The organism is Levilactobacillus zymae, from assembly GCF_032190635.1.
Taxonomy (GTDB): Bacteria; Bacillota; Bacilli; order Lactobacillales; family Lactobacillaceae; genus Levilactobacillus; species Levilactobacillus zymae_A.
This window is the reverse complement of record NZ_JAVLAS010000003.1, coordinates 1-20,052: the sequence shown is the minus strand read 5'-3', so window position 1 is coordinate 20,052 and position 20,052 is coordinate 1. Positions and strand designations below refer to the sequence as shown.

General features: G+C 40.8%; 19 protein-coding genes, 2 pseudogenes and 1 CRISPR repeat array. Of the genes and pseudogenes, 4 read left to right on the top strand and 17 right to left on the bottom strand.

Annotated features, from left to right (window positions below; all coding sequences use genetic code 11):
• Positions 1–21: 21 nt before the first annotated feature.
• From RI501_RS12970 to RI501_RS12940, 7 genes are all read right to left on the bottom strand, one after another.
• Positions 22–1,212: an IS110 family RNA-guided transposase gene (locus RI501_RS12970; RefSeq protein ID WP_463673220.1), complete on the bottom strand. Its 1,191-nt coding sequence runs from the start codon at positions 1,210–1,212 to the stop codon at positions 22–24.
• Positions 1,190–2,119, bottom strand: a complete 930-nt coding sequence (locus RI501_RS12965; RefSeq protein WP_313819825.1) for an IS30-like element ISLpl1 family transposase — start codon at positions 2,117–2,119, stop codon at positions 1,190–1,192. Before RI501_RS12965 ends, RI501_RS12970 begins: the two co-directional genes overlap by 23 nt.
• Positions 2,120–2,593: 474 nt before the next feature.
• Entirely contained in the window at positions 2,594–3,352 is a 759-nt protein-coding gene (fabI, locus tag RI501_RS12960; protein WP_056973839.1) for an enoyl-ACP reductase FabI, read from the bottom strand.
• 28 nt (positions 3,353–3,380) lie between these two features.
• On the bottom strand, positions 3,381–4,151 hold the full coding sequence (accA, locus tag RI501_RS12955) for a carboxyltransferase subunit alpha (protein ID WP_313823421.1): 771 nt from the start codon (positions 4,149–4,151) through the stop codon (positions 3,381–3,383).
• The gene (locus tag RI501_RS12950) at positions 4,144–4,986 is read right to left on the bottom strand and encodes an acetyl-CoA carboxylase carboxyltransferase subunit beta (RefSeq protein WP_056973843.1); all 843 of its coding nucleotides are present in this window, start codon (positions 4,984–4,986) and stop codon (positions 4,144–4,146) included. Before RI501_RS12950 ends, accA begins: the two co-directional genes overlap by 8 nt.
• Positions 4,967–6,346, bottom strand: a complete 1,380-nt coding sequence (locus RI501_RS12945) for an acetyl-CoA carboxylase biotin carboxylase subunit (RefSeq protein ID WP_056986346.1) — start codon at positions 6,344–6,346, stop codon at positions 4,967–4,969. The genes RI501_RS12950 and RI501_RS12945 overlap by 20 nt, the downstream gene beginning before the upstream one ends.
• A gap of 72 nt (positions 6,347–6,418) precedes the next feature.
• Positions 6,419–6,835, bottom strand: a complete 417-nt coding sequence (locus tag RI501_RS12940) for a 3-hydroxyacyl-ACP dehydratase FabZ family protein (protein ID WP_056973850.1) — start codon at positions 6,833–6,835, stop codon at positions 6,419–6,421.
• A gap of 132 nt (positions 6,836–6,967) precedes the next feature.
• Here RI501_RS12940 and RI501_RS12935 point away from each other — a divergent pair, with 132 nt between their 5' ends.
• A complete protein-coding gene (locus RI501_RS12935; RefSeq protein ID WP_233742108.1) occupies positions 6,968–7,990 on the top strand; it encodes an IS30 family transposase in 1,023 nt (340 codons plus the stop codon).
• Here RI501_RS12935 and accB read toward each other — a convergent pair.
• The 8 genes from accB to fabZ form a co-directional block, all read right to left on the bottom strand.
• Positions 7,987–8,511 carry an acetyl-CoA carboxylase biotin carboxyl carrier protein gene (gene accB, locus RI501_RS12930; RefSeq protein ID WP_313823413.1) on the bottom strand — a complete coding sequence of 175 codons (525 nt, stop codon included), beginning with the start codon at positions 8,509–8,511 and terminating at the stop codon, positions 7,987–7,989. The genes RI501_RS12935 and accB overlap by 4 nt on opposite strands.
• Positions 8,512–8,515: 4 nt before the next feature.
• On the bottom strand, positions 8,516–9,745 hold the full coding sequence (gene fabF, locus RI501_RS12925; RefSeq protein WP_057877457.1) for a beta-ketoacyl-ACP synthase II: 1,230 nt from the start codon (positions 9,743–9,745) through the stop codon (positions 8,516–8,518).
• Positions 9,746–9,765: 20 nt separating this feature from the next.
• The gene (gene fabG, locus RI501_RS12920; RefSeq protein ID WP_056973854.1) at positions 9,766–10,497 is read right to left on the bottom strand and encodes a 3-oxoacyl-[acyl-carrier-protein] reductase; all 732 of its coding nucleotides are present in this window, start codon (positions 10,495–10,497) and stop codon (positions 9,766–9,768) included.
• On the bottom strand, positions 10,497–11,411 hold the full coding sequence (locus tag RI501_RS12915) for an ACP S-malonyltransferase (RefSeq protein ID WP_056986344.1): 915 nt from the start codon (positions 11,409–11,411) through the stop codon (positions 10,497–10,499). The genes fabG and RI501_RS12915 overlap by 1 nt, the downstream gene beginning before the upstream one ends.
• A gap of 9 nt (positions 11,412–11,420) precedes the next feature.
• Positions 11,421–11,666: an acyl carrier protein gene (gene acpP, locus RI501_RS12910; RefSeq protein ID WP_056986348.1), complete on the bottom strand. Its 246-nt coding sequence runs from the start codon at positions 11,664–11,666 to the stop codon at positions 11,421–11,423.
• Between the two features lie 67 nt (positions 11,667–11,733).
• Positions 11,734–12,717 carry a beta-ketoacyl-ACP synthase III gene (locus tag RI501_RS12905; protein ID WP_056973858.1) on the bottom strand — a complete coding sequence of 328 codons (984 nt, stop codon included), beginning with the start codon at positions 12,715–12,717 and terminating at the stop codon, positions 11,734–11,736.
• Positions 12,714–13,181, bottom strand: coding sequence for a MarR family winged helix-turn-helix transcriptional regulator (locus RI501_RS12900; RefSeq protein WP_313823407.1), 468 nt, complete (start codon positions 13,179–13,181; stop codon positions 12,714–12,716). Before RI501_RS12900 ends, RI501_RS12905 begins: the two co-directional genes overlap by 4 nt.
• A 28-nt stretch (positions 13,182–13,209) precedes the next feature.
• Positions 13,210–13,656: a 3-hydroxyacyl-ACP dehydratase FabZ gene (gene fabZ / locus RI501_RS12895; RefSeq protein WP_056973862.1), complete on the bottom strand. Its 447-nt coding sequence runs from the start codon at positions 13,654–13,656 to the stop codon at positions 13,210–13,212.
• Between the two features lie 328 nt (positions 13,657–13,984).
• Here fabZ and RI501_RS12890 point away from each other — a divergent pair.
• The 3 genes and pseudogenes from RI501_RS12890 to RI501_RS12880 all read left to right on the top strand — a co-directional run.
• Positions 13,985–15,052, top strand: a pseudogene (locus tag RI501_RS12890) (IS4 family transposase); the annotation flags it as partial.
• Between the two features lie 31 nt (positions 15,053–15,083).
• A CRISPR array of direct repeats spans positions 15,084–15,477; the repeat unit is 28 nt; unit sequence GGATCACCCCCACATACGTGGGGAATAC.
• Positions 15,478–15,913: 436 nt separating this feature from the next.
• Positions 15,914–16,843, top strand: a pseudogene (locus RI501_RS12885) (IS30-like element ISLpl1 family transposase).
• A 62-nt stretch (positions 16,844–16,905) separates the two neighbouring features.
• The gene (locus tag RI501_RS12880) at positions 16,906–18,078 is read left to right on the top strand and encodes an SAM-dependent methyltransferase (RefSeq protein WP_010010282.1); all 1,173 of its coding nucleotides are present in this window, start codon (positions 16,906–16,908) and stop codon (positions 18,076–18,078) included.
• A 227-nt stretch (positions 18,079–18,305) separates the two neighbouring features.
• Here the strand turns inward: RI501_RS12880 and RI501_RS12875 are convergent, their stop codons facing one another.
• Together RI501_RS12875 and RI501_RS12870 are read right to left on the bottom strand one after the other, a co-directional pair.
• Positions 18,306–19,310, bottom strand: coding sequence for a biotin--[acetyl-CoA-carboxylase] ligase (locus RI501_RS12875; protein ID WP_007124647.1), 1,005 nt, complete (start codon positions 19,308–19,310; stop codon positions 18,306–18,308).
• Between the two features lie 36 nt (positions 19,311–19,346).
• The gene (locus tag RI501_RS12870; protein ID WP_181407284.1) at positions 19,347–19,862 is read right to left on the bottom strand and encodes a biotin transporter BioY; all 516 of its coding nucleotides are present in this window, start codon (positions 19,860–19,862) and stop codon (positions 19,347–19,349) included.
• Positions 19,863–20,052: the final 190 nt, after the last annotated feature.

The window sequence follows — 20,052 nt, the reverse complement described above, 5'->3', positions numbered from 1 at the left end:
ACTGGTATTTAAATAGTCTGCTTAATGGGAAGTTCTTGCGTAATTATAAATTTGGTTTGTGCGGACCAAATTCATAATCGTCCTATCAAGCCTATTCACACAAGCAATCATGGCAACCATATCCGGTTTAGGGTGTGGTCCTTTTTTTAGCTTATAGTAGTAATCCACAATGTGATTATCAATGCGTGCTTTATTTCTAAGCATGGATCTAATCATTTCAAACATAATATAACGGGCACTACTTTGACCTCTCCGGTTAATCCGGTCAGCTTCTTTGAACCCTCCGGATTGGATTCGTCGTAGATCTATTCCAACGTAAGCATTCAGCTGCTTATAGCTTGGGAATCTCGCTATTTTTCCTGTAAATCCTAGTAACAGGGCAGTTGATATCTCTCCCGCCCCAGGAATACTCGCAATGAGTTTAAACTCCGGAAAAGTTTTCGCGTAAGTGATCAATTGGCGTTTTAATAAGTCATGGGCCTGATTATATCGCTGAATCTCTTCACAATAACTATGGATTTGATTAGTCAGAAATGAATTCGCAGGTTGTGCTGGGTACGATAATTGGCCTGCCTGCCAGACCTCATTACATCTACGTACGATTAAATCCGAATGGATTTTAGGACTTACCAAGCCAATGATTTGTTTTGCCATCGTTCCTGGAATATATCCTGTTAAAAAATCAGGGTGGGGAAAGAGACTAACAAAAGTTAAGCCGAGCACTGATCGAATTGGGTTAAATATATCGTTTAACTCGGGAAATGTTTGATCAAGTGCGGCATGTAAATGATTGATAATCCGGGATCTCTCCTTAGTTATTTCTAGATAGCGGTGTGCCATTAAATGAAGTTGCTCATATGGCCTTGAATATGGTCTACGACCATGAATCAGTGACTTCTGATCAATTCCCAGGAGCGCTAATTTAACTGCATCTGAACGGTCTGTTTTTTGCCTTCTCAACCCCGCCATGCGAATTGAGGACTCCAAAGGATTTATTTCAAGGTAATTCATTCCTTCATCGATAAAAAAACGAGTCAGAACTCTAGAATAAATACCAGTCGTTTCAAATACTGCCATGACTGGCAGGTCACTCGTAATTATTGACTTGAGCTTTGCCAATCCAGACTTATTATGGATAATCTGAAACTCCTTAATAACCGTATGATCGTGTAAAAGGTAGATTGCAAATTTAATCCGAATTTTTGGACAAATTGGTCAGCATAACCTGATACGGTGTTTGCCAGTCGAGTATTTTAAGCGGTCGCTGGTTAATTTGGAGTAACGTCGTCGTTAAATCTTGAGCACTAATGTGCTCAAAACGAGTCCCCTTAGGATAAAAATAACGTAAATTCCGATTAAAGCGTTCATTACTACCACGTTCAGCTGGCGTATAAGCATGACAGTAATAGGTCTTAATACCATATTGTGATTCAAATGATACTAGCCCACTAAACTCAGTACCACGGTCCACAGTAAAACTGTGCACCGGTCCATTAAAAGTTGTTAGGAACTTAGTCAGTGCTTCATTAACACTCGCTGTCGTTCGATCTTTTAACCGGTATGCCCAAAGGAACCGTGATTTTCGATCGATTAAAGTTAATAAAACTGCCTTACTATGCCCACGAGGACCAACGACTGTATCTAGTTCAAAATCGCCGATGCGATTACGTTGATTAATCATCATGGGACGCTGTTCAATTGATCGCCCCAAAGATTGATTATATTTGGATCGTTGGTCAACGTTACGCCGTTGGCGTACGCCATGTTCAGGTAGATCATTCAAGGAGAAATCAATTCTCCCCTGATTTAGCCAATTATAAATAGATTTAGTAGCTAGTTTAAATTCGTGAGCAATCATTCCTGGTGACCAGCTTAGACGTAAATGGTTGAGAATTTTTTGCTTTAACTCATCGCTCAGCTTAGTTTTCCGACCACATCGTGATCGCTTGTATTCGGCATCTGTTTGTGCTAATTCAGCCTGATAAGGTTGACATCGAGATAATTCATAAGAAATTGTTGACGGTGATCGGTTCAGCCGAACGCCCATTTGGATATTGGACAGCCCTAGTTCACAAAAGGTTTCGATTTTAATTCGTTCGGAATAGGTTATACTAGACAAAAGATCAGCTCCTAAAAGATGGGTTTGTGGTAAACACCATTTTAAAGGAAGCTGATCTTTTTTGTCCGAACAGCGTTCGGATTAATTTTACAATCTACCAAAAGAGCACAATTACTCTTTCCACGACTCACATCAATACCTAAAACGTGCACTTTATCGCCTTCCATATATTTTTGAGGTAACAACTTCGCAGATTCGTTCATTTTCTATATTCGATCTCAAGGACCCACATCCTAAATCTAACTGTTCACTACGTGTTGTTGGGCCAGTTTGACACTCGGAATGTATATTTCACTGATGTTGACGACCTCAACCTCAATTTAAGTATAGTAAAAGAGGTATCAAGATTGTCGTCACAATCTTGATACCTCTTACTTTAGGATGTTTGACAGAGACCCATCTAATATTCAAAACCAGAATATTAGATGGGCTGGCTTATATTCTGGGATCTAACCGCTGATTTGATCACTCTCTTTAAATAAGATGCACACCCTTATCAACGTAAACCACGTCGCCGGTCATTCCAGTTGCCAGATCACTCATCAAAAAGGCAGCCACATTTCCGATTTCGGTTGTTGTAACGCTCTTTTGATCAACGGTTCTCGACTCCGATTCCTTTAACAATTCACCATGATGCTTAATGCCGGTAACTGCTAATGTCTTAACCGCACCCGCAGAAATTGCGTTTACTCGAATCCCATTCACCCCTAAATCTGAAGCTAAATAGCGAACGTTGGCTTCCAAGGCCGCTTTGGCAACACCCATCATATTGTAATTTGGAATGGCCCGAGTTGAACCAAAATAAGTCAAAGTTACAATACTTGAAGGGTCATTTAGGATTGGTTGTGCATAACGACTCACTGCAATCAATGAGTAGGCACTAATGTTTTGAGCCAAATCGTATCCTTCACGAGTAGTATGTACCAGCCCAGACGTCAATGTCTCACGGTCAGCATAAGCGATTGCATGAATCACACCATCAATTTTGCCATACTTATTACCAATCTCTTCGAATGCATTTTTAATGTTGTCATCATCAGCAACGTCACATTCTACTAATTCTGAATCTTCAGGAACAAATCGTTGTAAGCTCTTCTTAATTCGATCATTTTGATAAGTTAAAATAACCTTAGCGCCTTGATCAATAATTGCCTGGGTACATCCCCAAGCAATACTGCGTTTATTTGCGACCCCCATGATCACAATTGTTTTTCCATCTAAAAAGCCACTCATTTAATTCGGCCTCCAAATAATTTTTCTTTTAAAAATTCCGGTAACGTTGCTCACGTTGGCGTAATAACTCGTCAATCGGTAAATTAGCCAGTTCATTAAACTGATTTGCCAGAAAGTCACGTAGTGGGCCTAAATTCTCACCAGAGTGGTATTCATGAATAATCTGATCAATAATACCATTTTCTTGTAACCATTCTGGTGTTAAATTTAAGGCTTCAGCTGCTTGCTGGACCTTTGATGAATCCTTCCACATGATGCTGGCATAGCCTTCAGGTGACAAAACGGAATAAATACTATCTTCAAACATAAATACTTTGTCGCCACAGGCAAGCGCAATCGCGCCACCACTACCACCCTCACCAACAATGATACTAATGTACGGTACCTTTAGTTGCATGCCCACTTGTAAGCACTTGGCAATTGCAGAACCAATACCGTGATATTCAGCATCCACATCCGGCCAAGCGCCAGGCGTATTCACCAGCGCCAAAATCGGTCGATGGAATTTTTCCGCCTGTTGCATTAATCGAAGCGCTTTACGATAGCCTTCCGGTTCAGGGCTACCGAAATGACGCTTGATATTTTCTTCCGTATCAGCACCCTTACGAATCCCAACCACCGTAATCGGTACATCCTTTAACAATCCAATGCCACCGATTACTGCTTGATCATCGCCATCAGACCGATCTCCATGGAGTTCAAAAAAATCAGTTGTCAAACCACGAATGAGTTTATCCGTTGAAATTTTATGACTGTCACGGGCTGCCTGAACACGTTGATAAGCTGTTTTTTTAGCCATGACTAGCCTCCCTCTGATGCAGTCGCAAAAATTGAGAGATTGTCTGCTTTAAATTGGTCCGCGGAACAATCGCATCGATAAAGCCGTGATCCAAAACAGTTTCAGCCCTTTGAAAATTCTTGGGTGGCTGCTTCATAATTGTTTGTTCAATGACTCGGCGACCAGCAAATCCAACCAAAGCATGAGATTCGGCTAAAATAATGTCGCCCTGCATTGCAAAACTGGCAGTAACGCCACCAGTCGTTGGATCACAAAGAACCACCAGATAAAACAGTCCGGCTTTGCTGTGAGCCTCAACAGCCTGGGACACCTTTGCCATTTGCATCAGTGACTTGATCCCTTCCTGCATCCTCGCACCACCAGAAGCCGTAAACATGACAACCGGCAACTTTTCAGTGGTTGCTTTTTCGAACAATCGAACAATTTTTTCACCAGTGGCACTGCCAAGACTACCCATGATAAAGAATGGGTCCATAATTCCGGCCGCCACTTTTTGATGATCCAGTGACCCGATTCCAGTCAAGACACTTTCCTTAATTCCGGTTACCTTTTTTGCTTTTGCAATTTTACCCCGATACTTCTTATCGTCATATTGGTCGGGAACCGTTACGTCTGCATCCATTTCGTCAAAGGTATCAAACGTAATCTTAGCCCGCCTGCGAGCCGTAATTCGAAAACCAAATCCACAATTAGGGCAGGTTCGCTGCTTGCCCATTCTCATCGAAAAAAACGTTGTATGGCAAATTGGGCATTCTTTCATTAAGTTATCGGGGATTTTATCCATTCGCTTTTTTAATTCATCACGACTGGGCATTTTAAACCGACTTTGCAGCATTTAATCCCCTCCTACCAGCAAGAACATCATTTTCAATAAAACTAGTCGAGTAGGTTCCCTGTTTAAATCGATCAGATGTAACTAACTCATATAAAAAGGCTTGATTGGTTATGACACCCGTAATTTCAAGCTCACTTAACACCCGTTTCATCTTCGCAATGACCGCATTCCGGTCATTTAAATGAACGATTAATTTAGCGATCATTGAATCATAAAAAGGTGAAATAAAACTGCCGTTGGTCACACCAGCATCAATTCGGACACCCAATGACCCATCAGGGAAAAATAAATGGGTAATTTTCCCGGGTTGAGGAGCAAAGTTGTTTTCGGGGTCTTCGGCATTTAATCGACACTCCAAAGCATGTCCCTTAACAGTCGCATCTGCTTGAACAAAGGGTAATACTTCATTAGCAGCAACGGCTAACTGACCCTTTACCAGCTCAATGCCGGTAACTTCTTCGGTAATCGTATGTTCAACCTGAAGACGAGTATTCATTTCCATAAAGTAAAAATGGTGATCGTGATCCATCAAAAATTCGTAGGTCCCAGTATTTGTATAACCAAGTTTAAGCGTTGCCTTGGCAACAATTTCACCTAATTCCTGACGTTCTTCAGGAGAAATCAAAATACATGGACTTTCTTCAATTACCTTTTGATGATTTCGTTGCAGAGAACAGTCACGTTCCGGTAAATAGACAACGTGGCCAAAATTATCCGCAATCACCTGCATTTCAACATGTTTGGCATCTCGGATTAGTTTTTCAACATACATACTATCATCACCAAATGATGCCTTGGCCTCACGTTGGCACTGCTCGAATGAATCACGAAGCTCTTCTGGCCGATCAACCTCACGGATACCTTTACCACCACCACCGGCAGCGGATTTCAATAAAACTGGGAAACCAATTTTTTCAGCAATCCGTTCAGCTTGATCAACTGAAGTGACATCACCCTCGCTACCAGGGATCACCGGAACGCCCGCGGACTTCATTGCCTCTCTGGCGTTAGCCTTGTCACCCATCAGTGAAATCAATTGATGGCTAGGACCAATGAATTGAATATGACAAGACTCACACATTTCCGCAAACTCAGCATTCTCAGAGAGAAAACCGTACCCGGGATGAATGGCTTCACAACCAGTTAAAGTTGCGGCACTCATAATTTGGGCCATATTTAAATAAGAATCACTCGGCTGGGCACCGCCAATACAGATCGCCTCATCAGCTAAATGAACAAACAAGCTCTCCTTATCAGCACTGGAATAAACAGCAACTGCTTCAATATTCATGTCATGAAGTGCTCTGATAATTTGCACAGCAATTTCGCCACGATTTGCCACTAATACTTTTTTAAACATATGCTCACCTTCTTGTACTTAAAAACGTTTTGGAACGCCATTTGGATTCATTCCCGAAATGAGCCAGGTTTCTCATTCCACCGCAAATATCAGGTCGGCCTCACAAATCACTTGACCGTCTCGAATAATCGATCCGTGACCTAATCCAATGTTCATTTTGAGCTTTTTCATTTCCACTTCAAAGATTAACCGGTCGCCTGGTCGAAAATCATCTTGAAAAGTGGCGTTTTTTATGCCGCCAAAAAACACATTTTTCCCTTGATATTTTGGTAATGACAGAATGGCAGCAACCCCAGTCTGAGCCATTGCCTCAATCATAATTGGCCGTGGGACAACTAACCGGTTAACCGGCTGGTTGGCAAAGAACCATTCATTAATGGAAATCAGTTTCACCGATCTTGCCTTAACACCTGCTTGAACATCCAAAAAGCGGTCAATCATTTCAAAAGGATAGCGTTGGGGAATCACATCATTTACGTTGGGTGTCATTATTATCTATCCCTTCTTAACTTGAAACAGTGGCCTGATTTACAATTCAAGTGCACCACTTAAATAATTGGACCAAAAAGGCCATGAAGACCTATTCTTAAATCAACGACGAATTAAGAAAGAAGTGTCTTCATGACCCAATCTAAGCGTACCACGACTAGTCATTACCAACAACTCCAATCTGCCGAACGGACTCTTATTATGAACTGGCGATTTGATGGCCGTTCTTGCCATCAGATCGCCCAAATGTTGCACCGAAGTCCCAGCACCATCAGTCGTGAAATTCGACGAGGGAGCGTTCACCAGCTAGGCCCTAATCGACGACCTACACTGGTCTATTGGGCTGAGTCTGCCCAATTACTACACAATAAAGCCCGTGAAGCCTGTCACGCCCAGAGCTGGCTTGACAAGGCACCACAATTCTTCCTACAGCTAACTAAAGCGCTCAAAAAACGCCAACGTCTTTTAAGCGTAGATACCTTTGTGCACTATTATCAGGTCAATCACCCGGACGACCGGTGTCCTTCAGTGCCCACTGTCTATCGCTATATCGACGCGGGTGTCCTGAAATTAAAGAATGGCGATTTACCCATGAAGCTGCGGCGACACGCTAGATCCGGTTATCGTTCACACAAACGCCTAAACAAGCGTAACTTCGGGAAATCCATCGAAGAGCTTCCCGTAGAGGCCCAAGAACGTCAGGTCGCTGGCCATTGGGAAGGCGACTTGGTTAAGGGCAAGCGTGAGGCCAGTGAACCAGCACTAATGACCCTTATTGACCGGGCAAAACGGTATGCCATCATTGTCAAGATACCGAATTACCACGCCGATACCTGCCTTAATACGCTTCAGAACATTGTTGACGACTATGGACCGGAGCACTTCAAAACGGTGCTTTTTGACAACGGTTCTGAGTTTTCCAAACTTTCCCAGGTCAAGGGACCGGATGTCTATTTTGCTCATCCGTACTCGCCCTGGGAACGTGGCAGTAACGAGCATCTGAATGGTGAAATCCGTGAGTTCATTCCTAAGGGTAAGTCCATGAAAGAGCTAAGTATTGTGAACGTTCAGGCCATCCAGGATATCCTTAACTCTCGTCCCCGCAAGGTTCTGGGCTACCAGACTGCCATGTCCTTATTACCCGATTTCGACTAAGCTAGACCAACTGATAAGAATGGGTTGTGAGTGTTGCACTTGATTTGACAATTCAGGACTTGAAACAGTGGTTGATCATACTCAACCATACTGCCATCCTCAACCAAGATATTTGAAATTGTTCCTGAAACATCACTCTTAACTTCATTGATCATCTTCATTGCTTCAATAACGCAGACAACGTCCCCTTTTTCAACTTTATCGCCCTGCTTTTTAAAGGCAGGCTTATCGGGACTTGGCGCGAAATAGATAACACCTACCAGCGGTGCTTTAATTTCGGCGACATCAGCTGCCGAATTAACAGCTGGCGTTGTTGATTCATTCTGTGATTGTTTTGACGTCGGTTTAGGTGCGCTAACAGTGTCATTAGGTGTTGTTAATGTTGGCTCACCTACAACAACTTGGTCACCAGCCTCACGTTTACTCAATGCCAATTTAAAATCATCCTGCGTTAACTCAAAGTTTTTGAGTGATGATTTATCAAACTTATCTAATAACCGTTCAATTTCCTTCTCGTCCATAACTTTAATCACATCCCTTAAATGCAATTACAGCGTTGTGTCCTCCAAATCCAAATGAGTTACTGATTGCATAGTTAACAGTTGTTTTCTTATTGGTGTCATCAACTAAATCAACATCACATTCTTCATCTTGGTTAACAACACCCACATTTACCGGCATTTGGTTTCTTTGAATTGCGCCGATTGTTGCAACAGCCTCAATCGCACCGGCTGCGCCCAATGCGTGGCCAGTCATACCTTTGGTACTGCTTACCTTAACATGATCATTCTTTGAGAAGACCACATTGATTGCCTTGGATTCAGCGCTGTCATTGGCATGAGTACTTGTTCCGTGCGCGTTAATATAGTCAACATCAGTGGCATCAATTTCAGCCTCGTCAATGGCCATTTGCATTGCCCGTTTAGCGCCGGTTCCCTCTGGATCAGGCGCTGTCATATGGTAAGCATCACTAGTCGTTCCATAACCAACAATCTCAGCAAGGATCTTAGCGCCACGTGCTTTGGCATGGTCATAACTTTCCAAGACCAGGGTTCCAGAACCTTCACCCATTACAAAACCATTTCGGTCTTTATCAAACGGAATTGACGCTTTCATTGGATCTTCGGTCTTCGATAATGCCGTAATTGCAGCAAATCCTGAAATACCAATTTCATTTACTGAAGCTTCAGTTCCGCCTGCAATCATTGCCTCAGCTTTTCCTTCTTTAATATATTCAAAGGCATTGCCAATTGCATTAGTCCCTGACGAACAGGCAGTCACAATAGCTTGACTGGTGTTACGGGCCTTGAAGGCAATTGAAATATCACCGGCAGCCATATTAACAATGGAATTAGGCACAAAGAGAGGTGATACCCGCTTAGGTCCTTTGTCGTGCATCTTGATGACTTGCTCTTGAATGGTCGTCAAACCACCAATTCCTGAACCATAAATGACGCCTAGTTCCTCTGGTTTGATATTGTCTTCATTCAAGCCAGCCATTTCCATCGCTTCGTGAGCACTATATAGCGCGTAATTGACAAACAGATCATTTCGCTTTGCGGTTTTTCGGTCCAAGCGCTTCATTGCGTCAAAGTCCTTGACTTCACCGGCAACAGAAATTCCAGTTGCTTCTGCATCAAATTTGGTAATCTTATTAATGCCAACCTTCGAATTTAATAAGTTGGTCAGAAAACTATCAACATCATTTCCGAGTGGGGTAACGGCACCCATTCCAGTAACAACGACTCTGTTCATGAATTTATCTCCTTTAGCAATTAAATTGTTAATCCACCATCAATTGTGATGACTTGACCTGTTAAATAATCATTATGCACCAAGAACGAAACTGCGTCGGCAATTTCTTCCGGTCGGCCAAATCGTTTCAACGGAATTTGATCAGTGAATTCTTTTTGACGACGTTCGCTCATTTTTCCAGTCATATCGGTTTCAATCATTCCCGGAGCAACAGCATTACAACGAATATTACGTAAAGCCCCTTCACGAGCGGCTGTTTTTGTCAAACCGACTAGTCCAGCTTTACTAGCGGAATAATTAGCCTGCCCAATATTACCATGCAAGCCTGAAATACTGGAAATGTTGACAATGACACCAGAACGACTCTTTTGCATTGACTTCATTGCAAACTTGGTCATGTTAAACGCGCCAATTAAATTTGTGTCAATAACTGCTTTAAAATCCGACAGCTTAGTGCGGCTCAATAATTTGTCGCGGTTAATGCCCGCATTGTTTACTAAAACATCAATTTGACCATATTTTTCCAGCAAACTGTCAATCATTGCTTGGGCATCATCTTCGTTGGCCACGTCGCCAACCAAATTATCAAAAGTAACTCCCTGATCACTTAATTGCTGCTTCACATCATCATCTAAAGCATGGTGCGTATTTAAAACAACTGTCATACCATCTTTTGAAAGCCTTTTGGCAATCGCTAATCCGATCCCCTTTGCGGCACCGGTTACTAATGCAATTTGTTTTGCTTCACTCATTATTTCACCAACTTTACATTTGATCTGACATCATTCAATGTCTTAACACTATCAATATGTAGTGTGTCAACAGTTGATAACGATTTTGCAAACTTCATCAACGTATCACCCGGACCGATTTCAATCATCGTATCACTGCCCAAATTGACTAAGGCTTTGAGGCAATCAATGAAATGGGTCGGATTAACCAACTGATCAACCAGCGTCTGTTTCATATTGGCAACATCAAATTGGGTCATTGTTGTATTACTAATAACAGGAAACTTAAACTCATGAAAGTCAACAGTTTGAATTCGATCAGCTAATAAATCACTTGCTTCTTGCATAAACGGAGTATGAGAAGCAACCGTCATTTTTAACGGAACAACCCGCTTAATCCCATGTTCATGAAGATAAGTGGTTGCTGCGTCCAAACCGGCCTGTGTACCCCCGATAACAATCTGCGAATCGGTATTAAAATTAGCTGGGTAAATATCACCTGCTTGAGCACCAACCCGGCAGGCTTCACGGACTAAATCAGCGTTTGCCTTAAGAACAGCTGCCATTTTACCCGGATGATCTTTTCCTGCTTTATCCATATAGCGAGAACGATCACGAACCAGCTTTAGCGCATCAGCAAACTGAACACCACGAGCAGCTATAATTGCACTATATTCGCCAAGGCTCAATCCAGCAGCGCCCACTGGTGATCCGAATTCTTTTTCAAGAATCCGAAAAATACCGGTACTCATTGCGACAATGGCGACCTGGACATTATTGGGATCATCCATAACCTCTGATTTACTCAAATCCATATTAAGTGCAGCAGAAGCTTCCTCAATGGTTTGACGATAAATTACCTCTTGTTGGTAAAGGTCCTGCCCCATCTCGGGAAATTGTTTTCCCTGACCGCTAAATAAATAACTTAATCTCAAAGTATCAACCTACTTAGTTTGTTGTTTAAAAACGTAATCTACCAAATCACCAACAGTTTCCATACCTTTGTCAGTTTCAGTTTCAATTTCGATATCATAAGTATCTTCAATTTTGTCAACAACTTCGAAGATATCCAAACTGTCAAGATAAAGATCATTCTTGAAATTAGTGTCTTCTTTAATTTTGTCTGCATCAACATCCAATTGGTCCACGATAATATCCTTTACCTTGTTAAATACTTCTTCTTTAGTCATCATTAATTTCCTCCAATATAGTTGTTTGTTTTTAATTTGATTAATTAATTTTCTATGAGCAATATCGTTAATAAGTCAGTAACATGGTTCCAACTGTTAAGCCACCACCGAAGCCACTTAACGCAATTGTATCGCCACGTTTGATAATGTTGTGTTTTACTAGCTGATCCAACAAGATCGGTTCGCTGGCAGCTGCGGTATTCCCAAATTCACCGATGTTAACCGGAAATTTGGTCATTGGCAGCTCGAGTTCATCCGCAATCCGCTCGACAATTCGAACGTTCGCTTGATGAAGGACATAGTGGTCAACATCTGTCGGTGCTAATTTAGCCACCGATAATGCATGGTTAACCGAATCGGGAACATTCTTAACCGCGAATTGATAAACACGCCGACCATTCATCTTAAAGAACGGCTTGAATGGTTGATGATCTGATGAAAATGGTGATGGCTGACCAGTCTTACCAGCCGTTAAATAGCCACCAAGACTGCCAAGGGTTGTCATACTATCTGCAAGATATGACCCATCAGCAGTTGTCTCGTTCGTAACCAAAACCCCACCGGCACCATCACCAAACAAAACGGCAGTGGATCGATCAGACCAATCCAAAAGCTTACTTAACGTTTCACCACCAATTAAAATGGCATTCTTTTTATGATCTGCCATCAGCATTTGCCGAATTAGCTTCAATCCATAAACAAACCCTGAGCAGGCTGCATCAATATCAAACGCCATCGCCTTAGTAGCACCAATGTTTCCTTGCACAGTTGCACTGGTAGAAGGTGTTAAATAATCAGGTGACATGGTTGCAACAACGATCAAATCAATATCGTCAGGCTGCAGTTCGCTTTGAGCAAGTAATTGCTGAGCAACGCTGGTACAAAGTGAGCTTGTAGTTTCAGTAACGGCAATATGCCGACGCTTAATTCCCGTTCGCTTAACGATCCACTCATCAGAGGTGTCCATCATCGTTGAAAGTTCATGATTATCAACAACTCGCTCAGGCACTTGACTCGCCGTAGCTACTATTTTAAAATCTTCAAATTTCATTTTGATGAAACCTCGTCAATAAATTTCTCAACGTTAACCAATGCCTGCCGCATCTTTCGAATATCGGATCCGTCAAATCCCTTTAAGCAACTTTCAACCAACTGGCGATGGAACGCATAGTGGGCACGATAAAGCAATCTGCCCTTACTCGTCAGCCCAAGGTTGATAATCCGACGGTCCTGTTGGTTAATCATTCGAATGATGTAGCCTTTTTTCTCAAGGTTATTAAGATTGGCAGTTAACGTCCCTTTACTTAACTTCAAAACACGTGATACTTCTGAAGTTGTTTTCCGATCATGAAGGCCAATTGTATGAATAAGATGCAATTCTTTTGCAGTGATGCCCTTAAATCGACTCTTTCGAATTTCACTCTCTTCAATTCGCATTATCTGATCATAAATATCTATCAAAGCCTCACTTATGAAATTGTAATCATCTTTAATTTCATCACTCGTCGAATTCATTCATTAAATCTCCTCATTCACTCTCGGTCTAAATCTTTTTATCTGGATTTGGAACAATGAACGTTAAGTCGGCGGAACAAGCCACTTTGTCTTCAACTTTGGCAGCGCATTTAACTTTACCCATGTTGTCACGCTGTTTTTCCATTTCAACATGTAGCTTCAAAACATCACCCGGACGAACAACTTTTCTGAATTTGGCATTATCAATGGCACCAAGGTAAGCTGTCTTGCCACGATATTTTTCCGTCTTGAGAATTAAAATCGAAGCTGCTTGAGCAAGCGACTCGATAATTAATACGCCGGGCATAACTGGATTTCCAGGAAAATGGCCTTGGAAAAATTCCTCGTTAATTGTGACGTTTTTGGTACAAACGATCGATTCACCCGGATTTAATTCATCGACTTTATCCATAAACAAAATTGGATATCGATTGGGAATTAGATCCATAATTTTAGCTGCATCTAATACACTCATTGCTTTCTTCCTTTCGGTTGCAAAACTGATCAAGTATCACGCCAGATTAATTCGACTTTCGAACTAAATTGTCAAAAAAATTTGGTTGATTTCACTTCATCCATGTCCAAATTTTGAACATCTCACATCATAACCTAAAATAGTTTGAAATTCAAACTATTTTGGTTAATGGCGTAATAACCGATAAAACTAAGAACTGAAACTTGAAAGCTAATAATCACGCCAAAGGCGTGTGGTTATTGGCTTTTTTGGCAAAAAAATAAACGCAAGCTCTCCTGCGTTGTATACTTTAGTCGACCAAAACCAAGATACAAAGGAGACTTACGTCATGAATATTATAAGACAAAAAAATACAGAAAACGAGCTTCACAATATTGTTCATCAATTTACTTCCCTCATTGGTCTATCTAAACTCACCAAGTTGGTGAATTATCGCCGGCATTCAGAAATCAGCTTGATGAAGGTCATTGAATGGCTGCTCACGACAAAGTTCCTGGGACGCTCGCTTTATCGAGCCCATGAAACACCTAACTTTACCAGTCGCACCGTCAGAAATAATTTGAACGATGGCCGGATCAATTGGCAACGCTTGATTTGTCAAGTTGGGAGTCATTTAATCAAGCATTTACGACCGTTTATTGACCGCCGGCGGCGGTTAGCATTGATCATTGACGATACACTCTTTTCCCGTGAGTACGCCACCCAAACCGAATTACTAGCGCGAGTCTTTGACCATGACAAACAGTTATATATTAAGGGATACCGGGCTTTAACTTTGGGTTGGAGTGACGCCAATACATTCTTACCGATCAACTTTGCATTAATGTCTTCCAAGAAGCCACAAAACGTCCTTGGAAAATCAGCTAAAACAACCGATCAACGAACAATTGCTGGCCGGAGACGTCGCCAAGCACAGCAAAAAATGAACCTCGTTTCATTGCAACTTGTCAAGCAAGCCCTCGCAAATGGCGTTCTAGCTGACTATGTGTTATTTGATAGCTGGTATAGCTCACCAAAAATGTTCTATGAATTAACCAAGTTGGGATTAAACGGCGTGGGCATGCTTAAACGGTCCAGCAAAATTTACTATCAATATCGCGGACGGCAATATTCAGTTAAAGCATTATACAAGCGACTGCAGGCCTCAAAATATCAACCCAAGCAAGCTTATCAATACAGCTGCTTTGTCGAAGCGCACGTCGGGAACCAAAAATTCAAGCTTCGCTTGGTATTTGTGGCTAATCGGGCCCGTCAAGATGACTACCTAGTACTGGCAACGACTCAGTTAGGCCTTCAGCCACAAGAGATCATTCAACTATACGCCCGAAGATGGCAAATTGAGAATTACTTTAAAGTTGCCAAGCAATACTTGCGGCTCGACAAATCACAAGTTCAAAATTATGACGGGCTTTGTGGCCATTTAGCAAGGATCACCCCCACATACGTGGGGAATACCCAGCTTCATGACTAATCGCCCGTAACTTGTTAGGATCACCCCCACATACGTGGGGAATACTAAAGCTACCAGCTGAGCATGAGTCCCAGTAAGGGATCACCCCCACATACGTGGGGAATACTTTAATTATGATCCAGATTGGGGAAATTAATTGGGATCACCCCCACATACGTGGGGAATACGTATATAGCGATTTAAGGGCATTAGATAACGCGGGATCACCCCCACATACGTGGGGAATACAAAATGACAGCAAGCGAAAAGTTACAACAATTAGGATCACCCCCACATACGTGGGGAATACTACCCTTAAATCGCTATATACGCCCTTACCTAGGGATCACCCCCACATACGTGGGGAATACACTAAACGATCCCCGTCATAACAGCATTTATAAATTAGTGAATGCCAGTTTTACATGAGTTTGATTCCTAATTCAAGAGTTATTTGAGCACCAGATAATACATAATATGAGCTGCTTTTAATTTAAAAGTGGTCTTCATAAATAATGGTGCCTACATGCTAATAAAAAATAGCCGCTTTAGCTCCGCAAGCTAGCGGTTGTTTAATATCGTCATATAGCTCGACATAGGAATCCTTGTTCATATGGGCACTCACAGTATAGCATAACAACTGGTTAACGTTGCACGCCTTGATCCACCTGCTTGCTCTTATGTTTTTAAGTTTTGTTGTGCTTATTAGGTAGATTGTAAAATTAATCCGAACGCTGTTCGGACAAAAAAGATCAGCTTCCTTTAAAATGGTGTTTACCACAAACCCATCTTTTAGAAGCTGATCTTTTGTCTAGTATAACCTATTCCGAACGAATTAAAATCGAAACCTTCTGTGAACTAGGGCTGTCCAATATCCAAATGGGCGTTCGGCTGAACCGATCACCGTCAACAATTTCTTATGAATTATCTCGATGTAAAACTTATCAGGCTGAATTAGCACAAACAGATGCCGAATACAAGCGATCACGATGTGGTCGGAAAACTAAGCTGAGCGATGAGTTAAAGCAAAAAATTCTCAACCATTTATGTCTAAGCTGGTCACCAGGAATGATTGCTCACGAATTTAAACTAGCTACTAAATCTATTTATAATTGGCTAAATCAGGGGAGGATTGGTTTCTCCTTGAATGATCTACCTGAACATGGCGTACGCCAACGGCGTAACGTTGACCAACGATCCAAATATAATCAATCTTTGGGGCGATCAATTGAACAGCGTCCCATGATGATTAATCAACGTAATCGCATCGGCGATTTTGAACTAGATACAGTCGTTGGTCCTCGTGGGCATAGTAAGGCAGTTTTATTAACTTTAATCGATCGCAAATCACGGTTCCTTTGGGCATACCGGTTAAAAGATCGGACGACAGCGACTGTTAATGAAGCACTAACTAAGTTCCTAACCACTTTTAATGGTCCGGTGCACAGCTTTACTGTGGACCGTGGCACTGAGTTTAGTGGGCTAGTATCACTTGAATCACAATATGGTATTAAGACCTATTACTGCCATGCTTATACTCCAGCTGAACGTGGTAGTAATGAACGCTTTAATCGGAATTTACGTTATTTTTATCCTAAAGGGACTCGTTTTGAGCACATTAGTGCTCAAGATTTAACGACGACGTTACTCTAAATTAACCAGCGACCGCTTAAAATACTCGACTGGCAAACACCGTATCGGGTTATGCTGACAAATTTGTCCAAAAATTCGGATTAAATTTGCAATCTACCATATGATATTTTAGTTATATAATTTATTTTTTTAATGGAGGGATATTTGTGCTAGACAAAGTGGTTTACAAGGAATTATTCAGTAAAGCATTCGACATAACGATTGAAGTAACTTATTGGAATGGGAAAAAAGAAAAATATGGCGCTGGAGTTCCTGAAATTAAGGTACAATTTAAACACGAAATTCCAATTAAATCGCTAACCAGTCAGCCTACCTTGGTTCTAGGTGAGGCTTATATGAATGGTGACATAGAGATTGATGGAAGTATACAAACATTAATCGCATCGGCTTACCGGAAAAAAGACAGTTTTTTAACTCATAATTCATTCTTAAAACACTTACCCAAAATATCGCATTCTGAAAAAAATAGTGAAAAAGATATTCAAAAACATTATGACATAGGTAACGATTTTTATAAGCTATGGTTAGATGACACAATGACCTATTCTTGTGCTTATTTTGAGAAAGAATCCGACACTTTGAAACAAGCACAATTGAACAAGGTCCGGTATATCTTACGTAAGCTAGCCACTAATCCTGGTCGTAAACTATTGGATATTGGTAGTGGATGGGGAACTTTATTATTCATGGCTGCTGAAGAGTTTGGACTAGATGCAACAGGTATTACCTTGAGCCAAGAACAATATAACTATACACAATCACAAATAAAGGAACGACACTTAGAAAATCAGGTCCACGTAATATTGGAAGACTATCGTGAAGTATCTGGTCAATACGATTACGTAACATCTGTGGGCATGTTTGAACATGTTGGTAAAGAAAACTTAGGACTATATTTTAAAAAGGTTCAAGAATTTTTGGCCCCAGGAGGACAAGCATTGATTCACGGCATTACTGGACAACATGAAGGTGCTGGTGTGGATCCATTTATTAATCAATACATCTTTCCAGGAGGATACATTCCCAATGTTGCTGAAAATATTAAGCACATTATGGATGCCCAATTGCAATTTTCAGATATTGAACCCTTACGACGCCATTACCAAAAAACATTGGAAATCTGGTACCAAAACTATCAGAAGGTTCGGAATCAAGTCATCGAAAAATATGGTGAACGTTTTGATCGAATGTGGAGTCTATACTTACAAGCTTGTGCCGCTTCCTTCGAATCAGGCAATATAGATGTTATTCAGTACTTATTAGTGAATGCACCTAGTGGTACAGGATTGCCGATGAAACGCAATTACATTTATAATTAACTATTACTAGGAAAATTATTCAAATAATGTTCAAAAAAGGGCACCTGTTTAAAAAATGAGTTGTAGTAAACTCCATTTTTTAAATCAGGTGCCCTTCCCTAGTATTAACTTATTTAGAGTAGGAAAAACACTTTCGATAGTAGCTACAGTTTAAAGCGGCAATATCAAAATCATTGTGGTAGTGCTCATAACGTCCCGTATTATCAACACATAATCCATAAATTAAGCTATCCAATATGATCTCCTTTATACTTAAAACCAGTTTTGATTACTTCACCGCTTGTAAAGGTTTGAAATGTTCCATCTATCCTTTTAATGGTTATACCACCATTATCTTCAATCTTCTGAGCAACTCCCTGAATAACTTCTGACCCAGTATTTAAAGAAACCACTTTTCCTAAAACAATCGATTTTTTCCGGTACTCCGCCAATAGTTGGGGGTTCGTATAGTCTAAAAATCCGTTTATAATTGCTTGGATTATTTCGGCAATTAATTGATTGCGGTTAACTGAATTGTCATTATCGATAGCTTGGGCTTTGATTGCCAACTCTTTTGGAAACTTGACAGTTGTTAAATTTATTCCCACACCAACAATGAAAGCTGAGGCCGCCCCCAGTTCAAGATCAAAAATGGACTCCGTAATAATTCCGCCCACCTTATGATAATTTAGATAGATGTCATTTACCCATTTAAACTGAAATTCTTTATTTGGATAAAACTTTTCAAGCACATGGGTGATGCTCACGGCAATCCCAGTTGTTAGTAGTCCGGGTTGAATAACAGTTTGTTGTTGGTTAGGCAGAATAATACTGAGATAAAGGCCTGTAGTCGGTGGTGAATAAAAAGAGCGACCTCGTCTTCCATAACCGTTAGTCTGCTTATCGGCAACAAAAACGGTTGGCCTGGTAATACAGTGCTTACTAGAAAATTGCTTTGCTAAATCTTGGGTTGATGTAACTTCTTTAAAGACATGCAGATTATCTGTTAATTGCTTATGGCTGTAAATATTAATTAAGTCGGCTTCTAAATACGGTGCTGTATGAAGCATGTACCCACGTTTCTTACGACTAACAATTGGATAATCTCGTTTGTTTTTTAAATTATTAATAGCCTTCCAGATGGTTTCACGACTGACTTGAAACTTTTTAGCTAGATAGTCACCAGATACCCACGTATCTAAATTAGTCAAAAGTTCTAACACCACTTTTTCTTGGGTTGATTTATTTTTCATCAAACCACCTCCTAATTAAATAGCGATAAACAATAACTAAAATAAGCTTAAATGCATTGCTTTTCTAATACGGCGAACAATAATAACTGCTAAAGCACTTTTAATAAGATCTCCTGGTATAAATGCTAAGTTTGAAATAAGAGCGGCAATCAGCGTAATGTGAGACTGGTAAGAGAGCCATATAGCACCCACCAAATCAATAAAAATCACTCCGGCTAATAATAAAATGAGCAGTTCAAATATCCAAGACTTATTGTAAATCTGAAAACGATTAATTAATAGACCAATTAGTAATGGCGTAAATAACCAAGCTATAAGATAGCCGCCAGTTGGTCCAATAAAGACAGCCATACCACCATTACCACCAGAAAGTATGGGCATACCGATGAAGGCTAATAATAAAAATAGACATACTGAGATGGTCCCATACCTAGGTCCCAACAACTCACCACTCATCATCACTCCCATGTTTTGTAAAACGATAGGTACTGGAATAAATCCCAACGAAATACCAGGGAAGAAGCCTAATATAATTAAGATTGCTACCATCATTGCAGATAACGTTAATAATCTTGTGGTGTTACTACGTTTCAATATGATCACTCCAAGTATGGATTTTTCAAAAACAGTGTTATTATAGCTATTAGTAACCCATTAGTCAAATAAAGGGTTACTAAAATTCGAATAATGGAAGGGAGACTGCTAATTTTGATTAGTTTGAAAACAGACGATCTGTTACTTG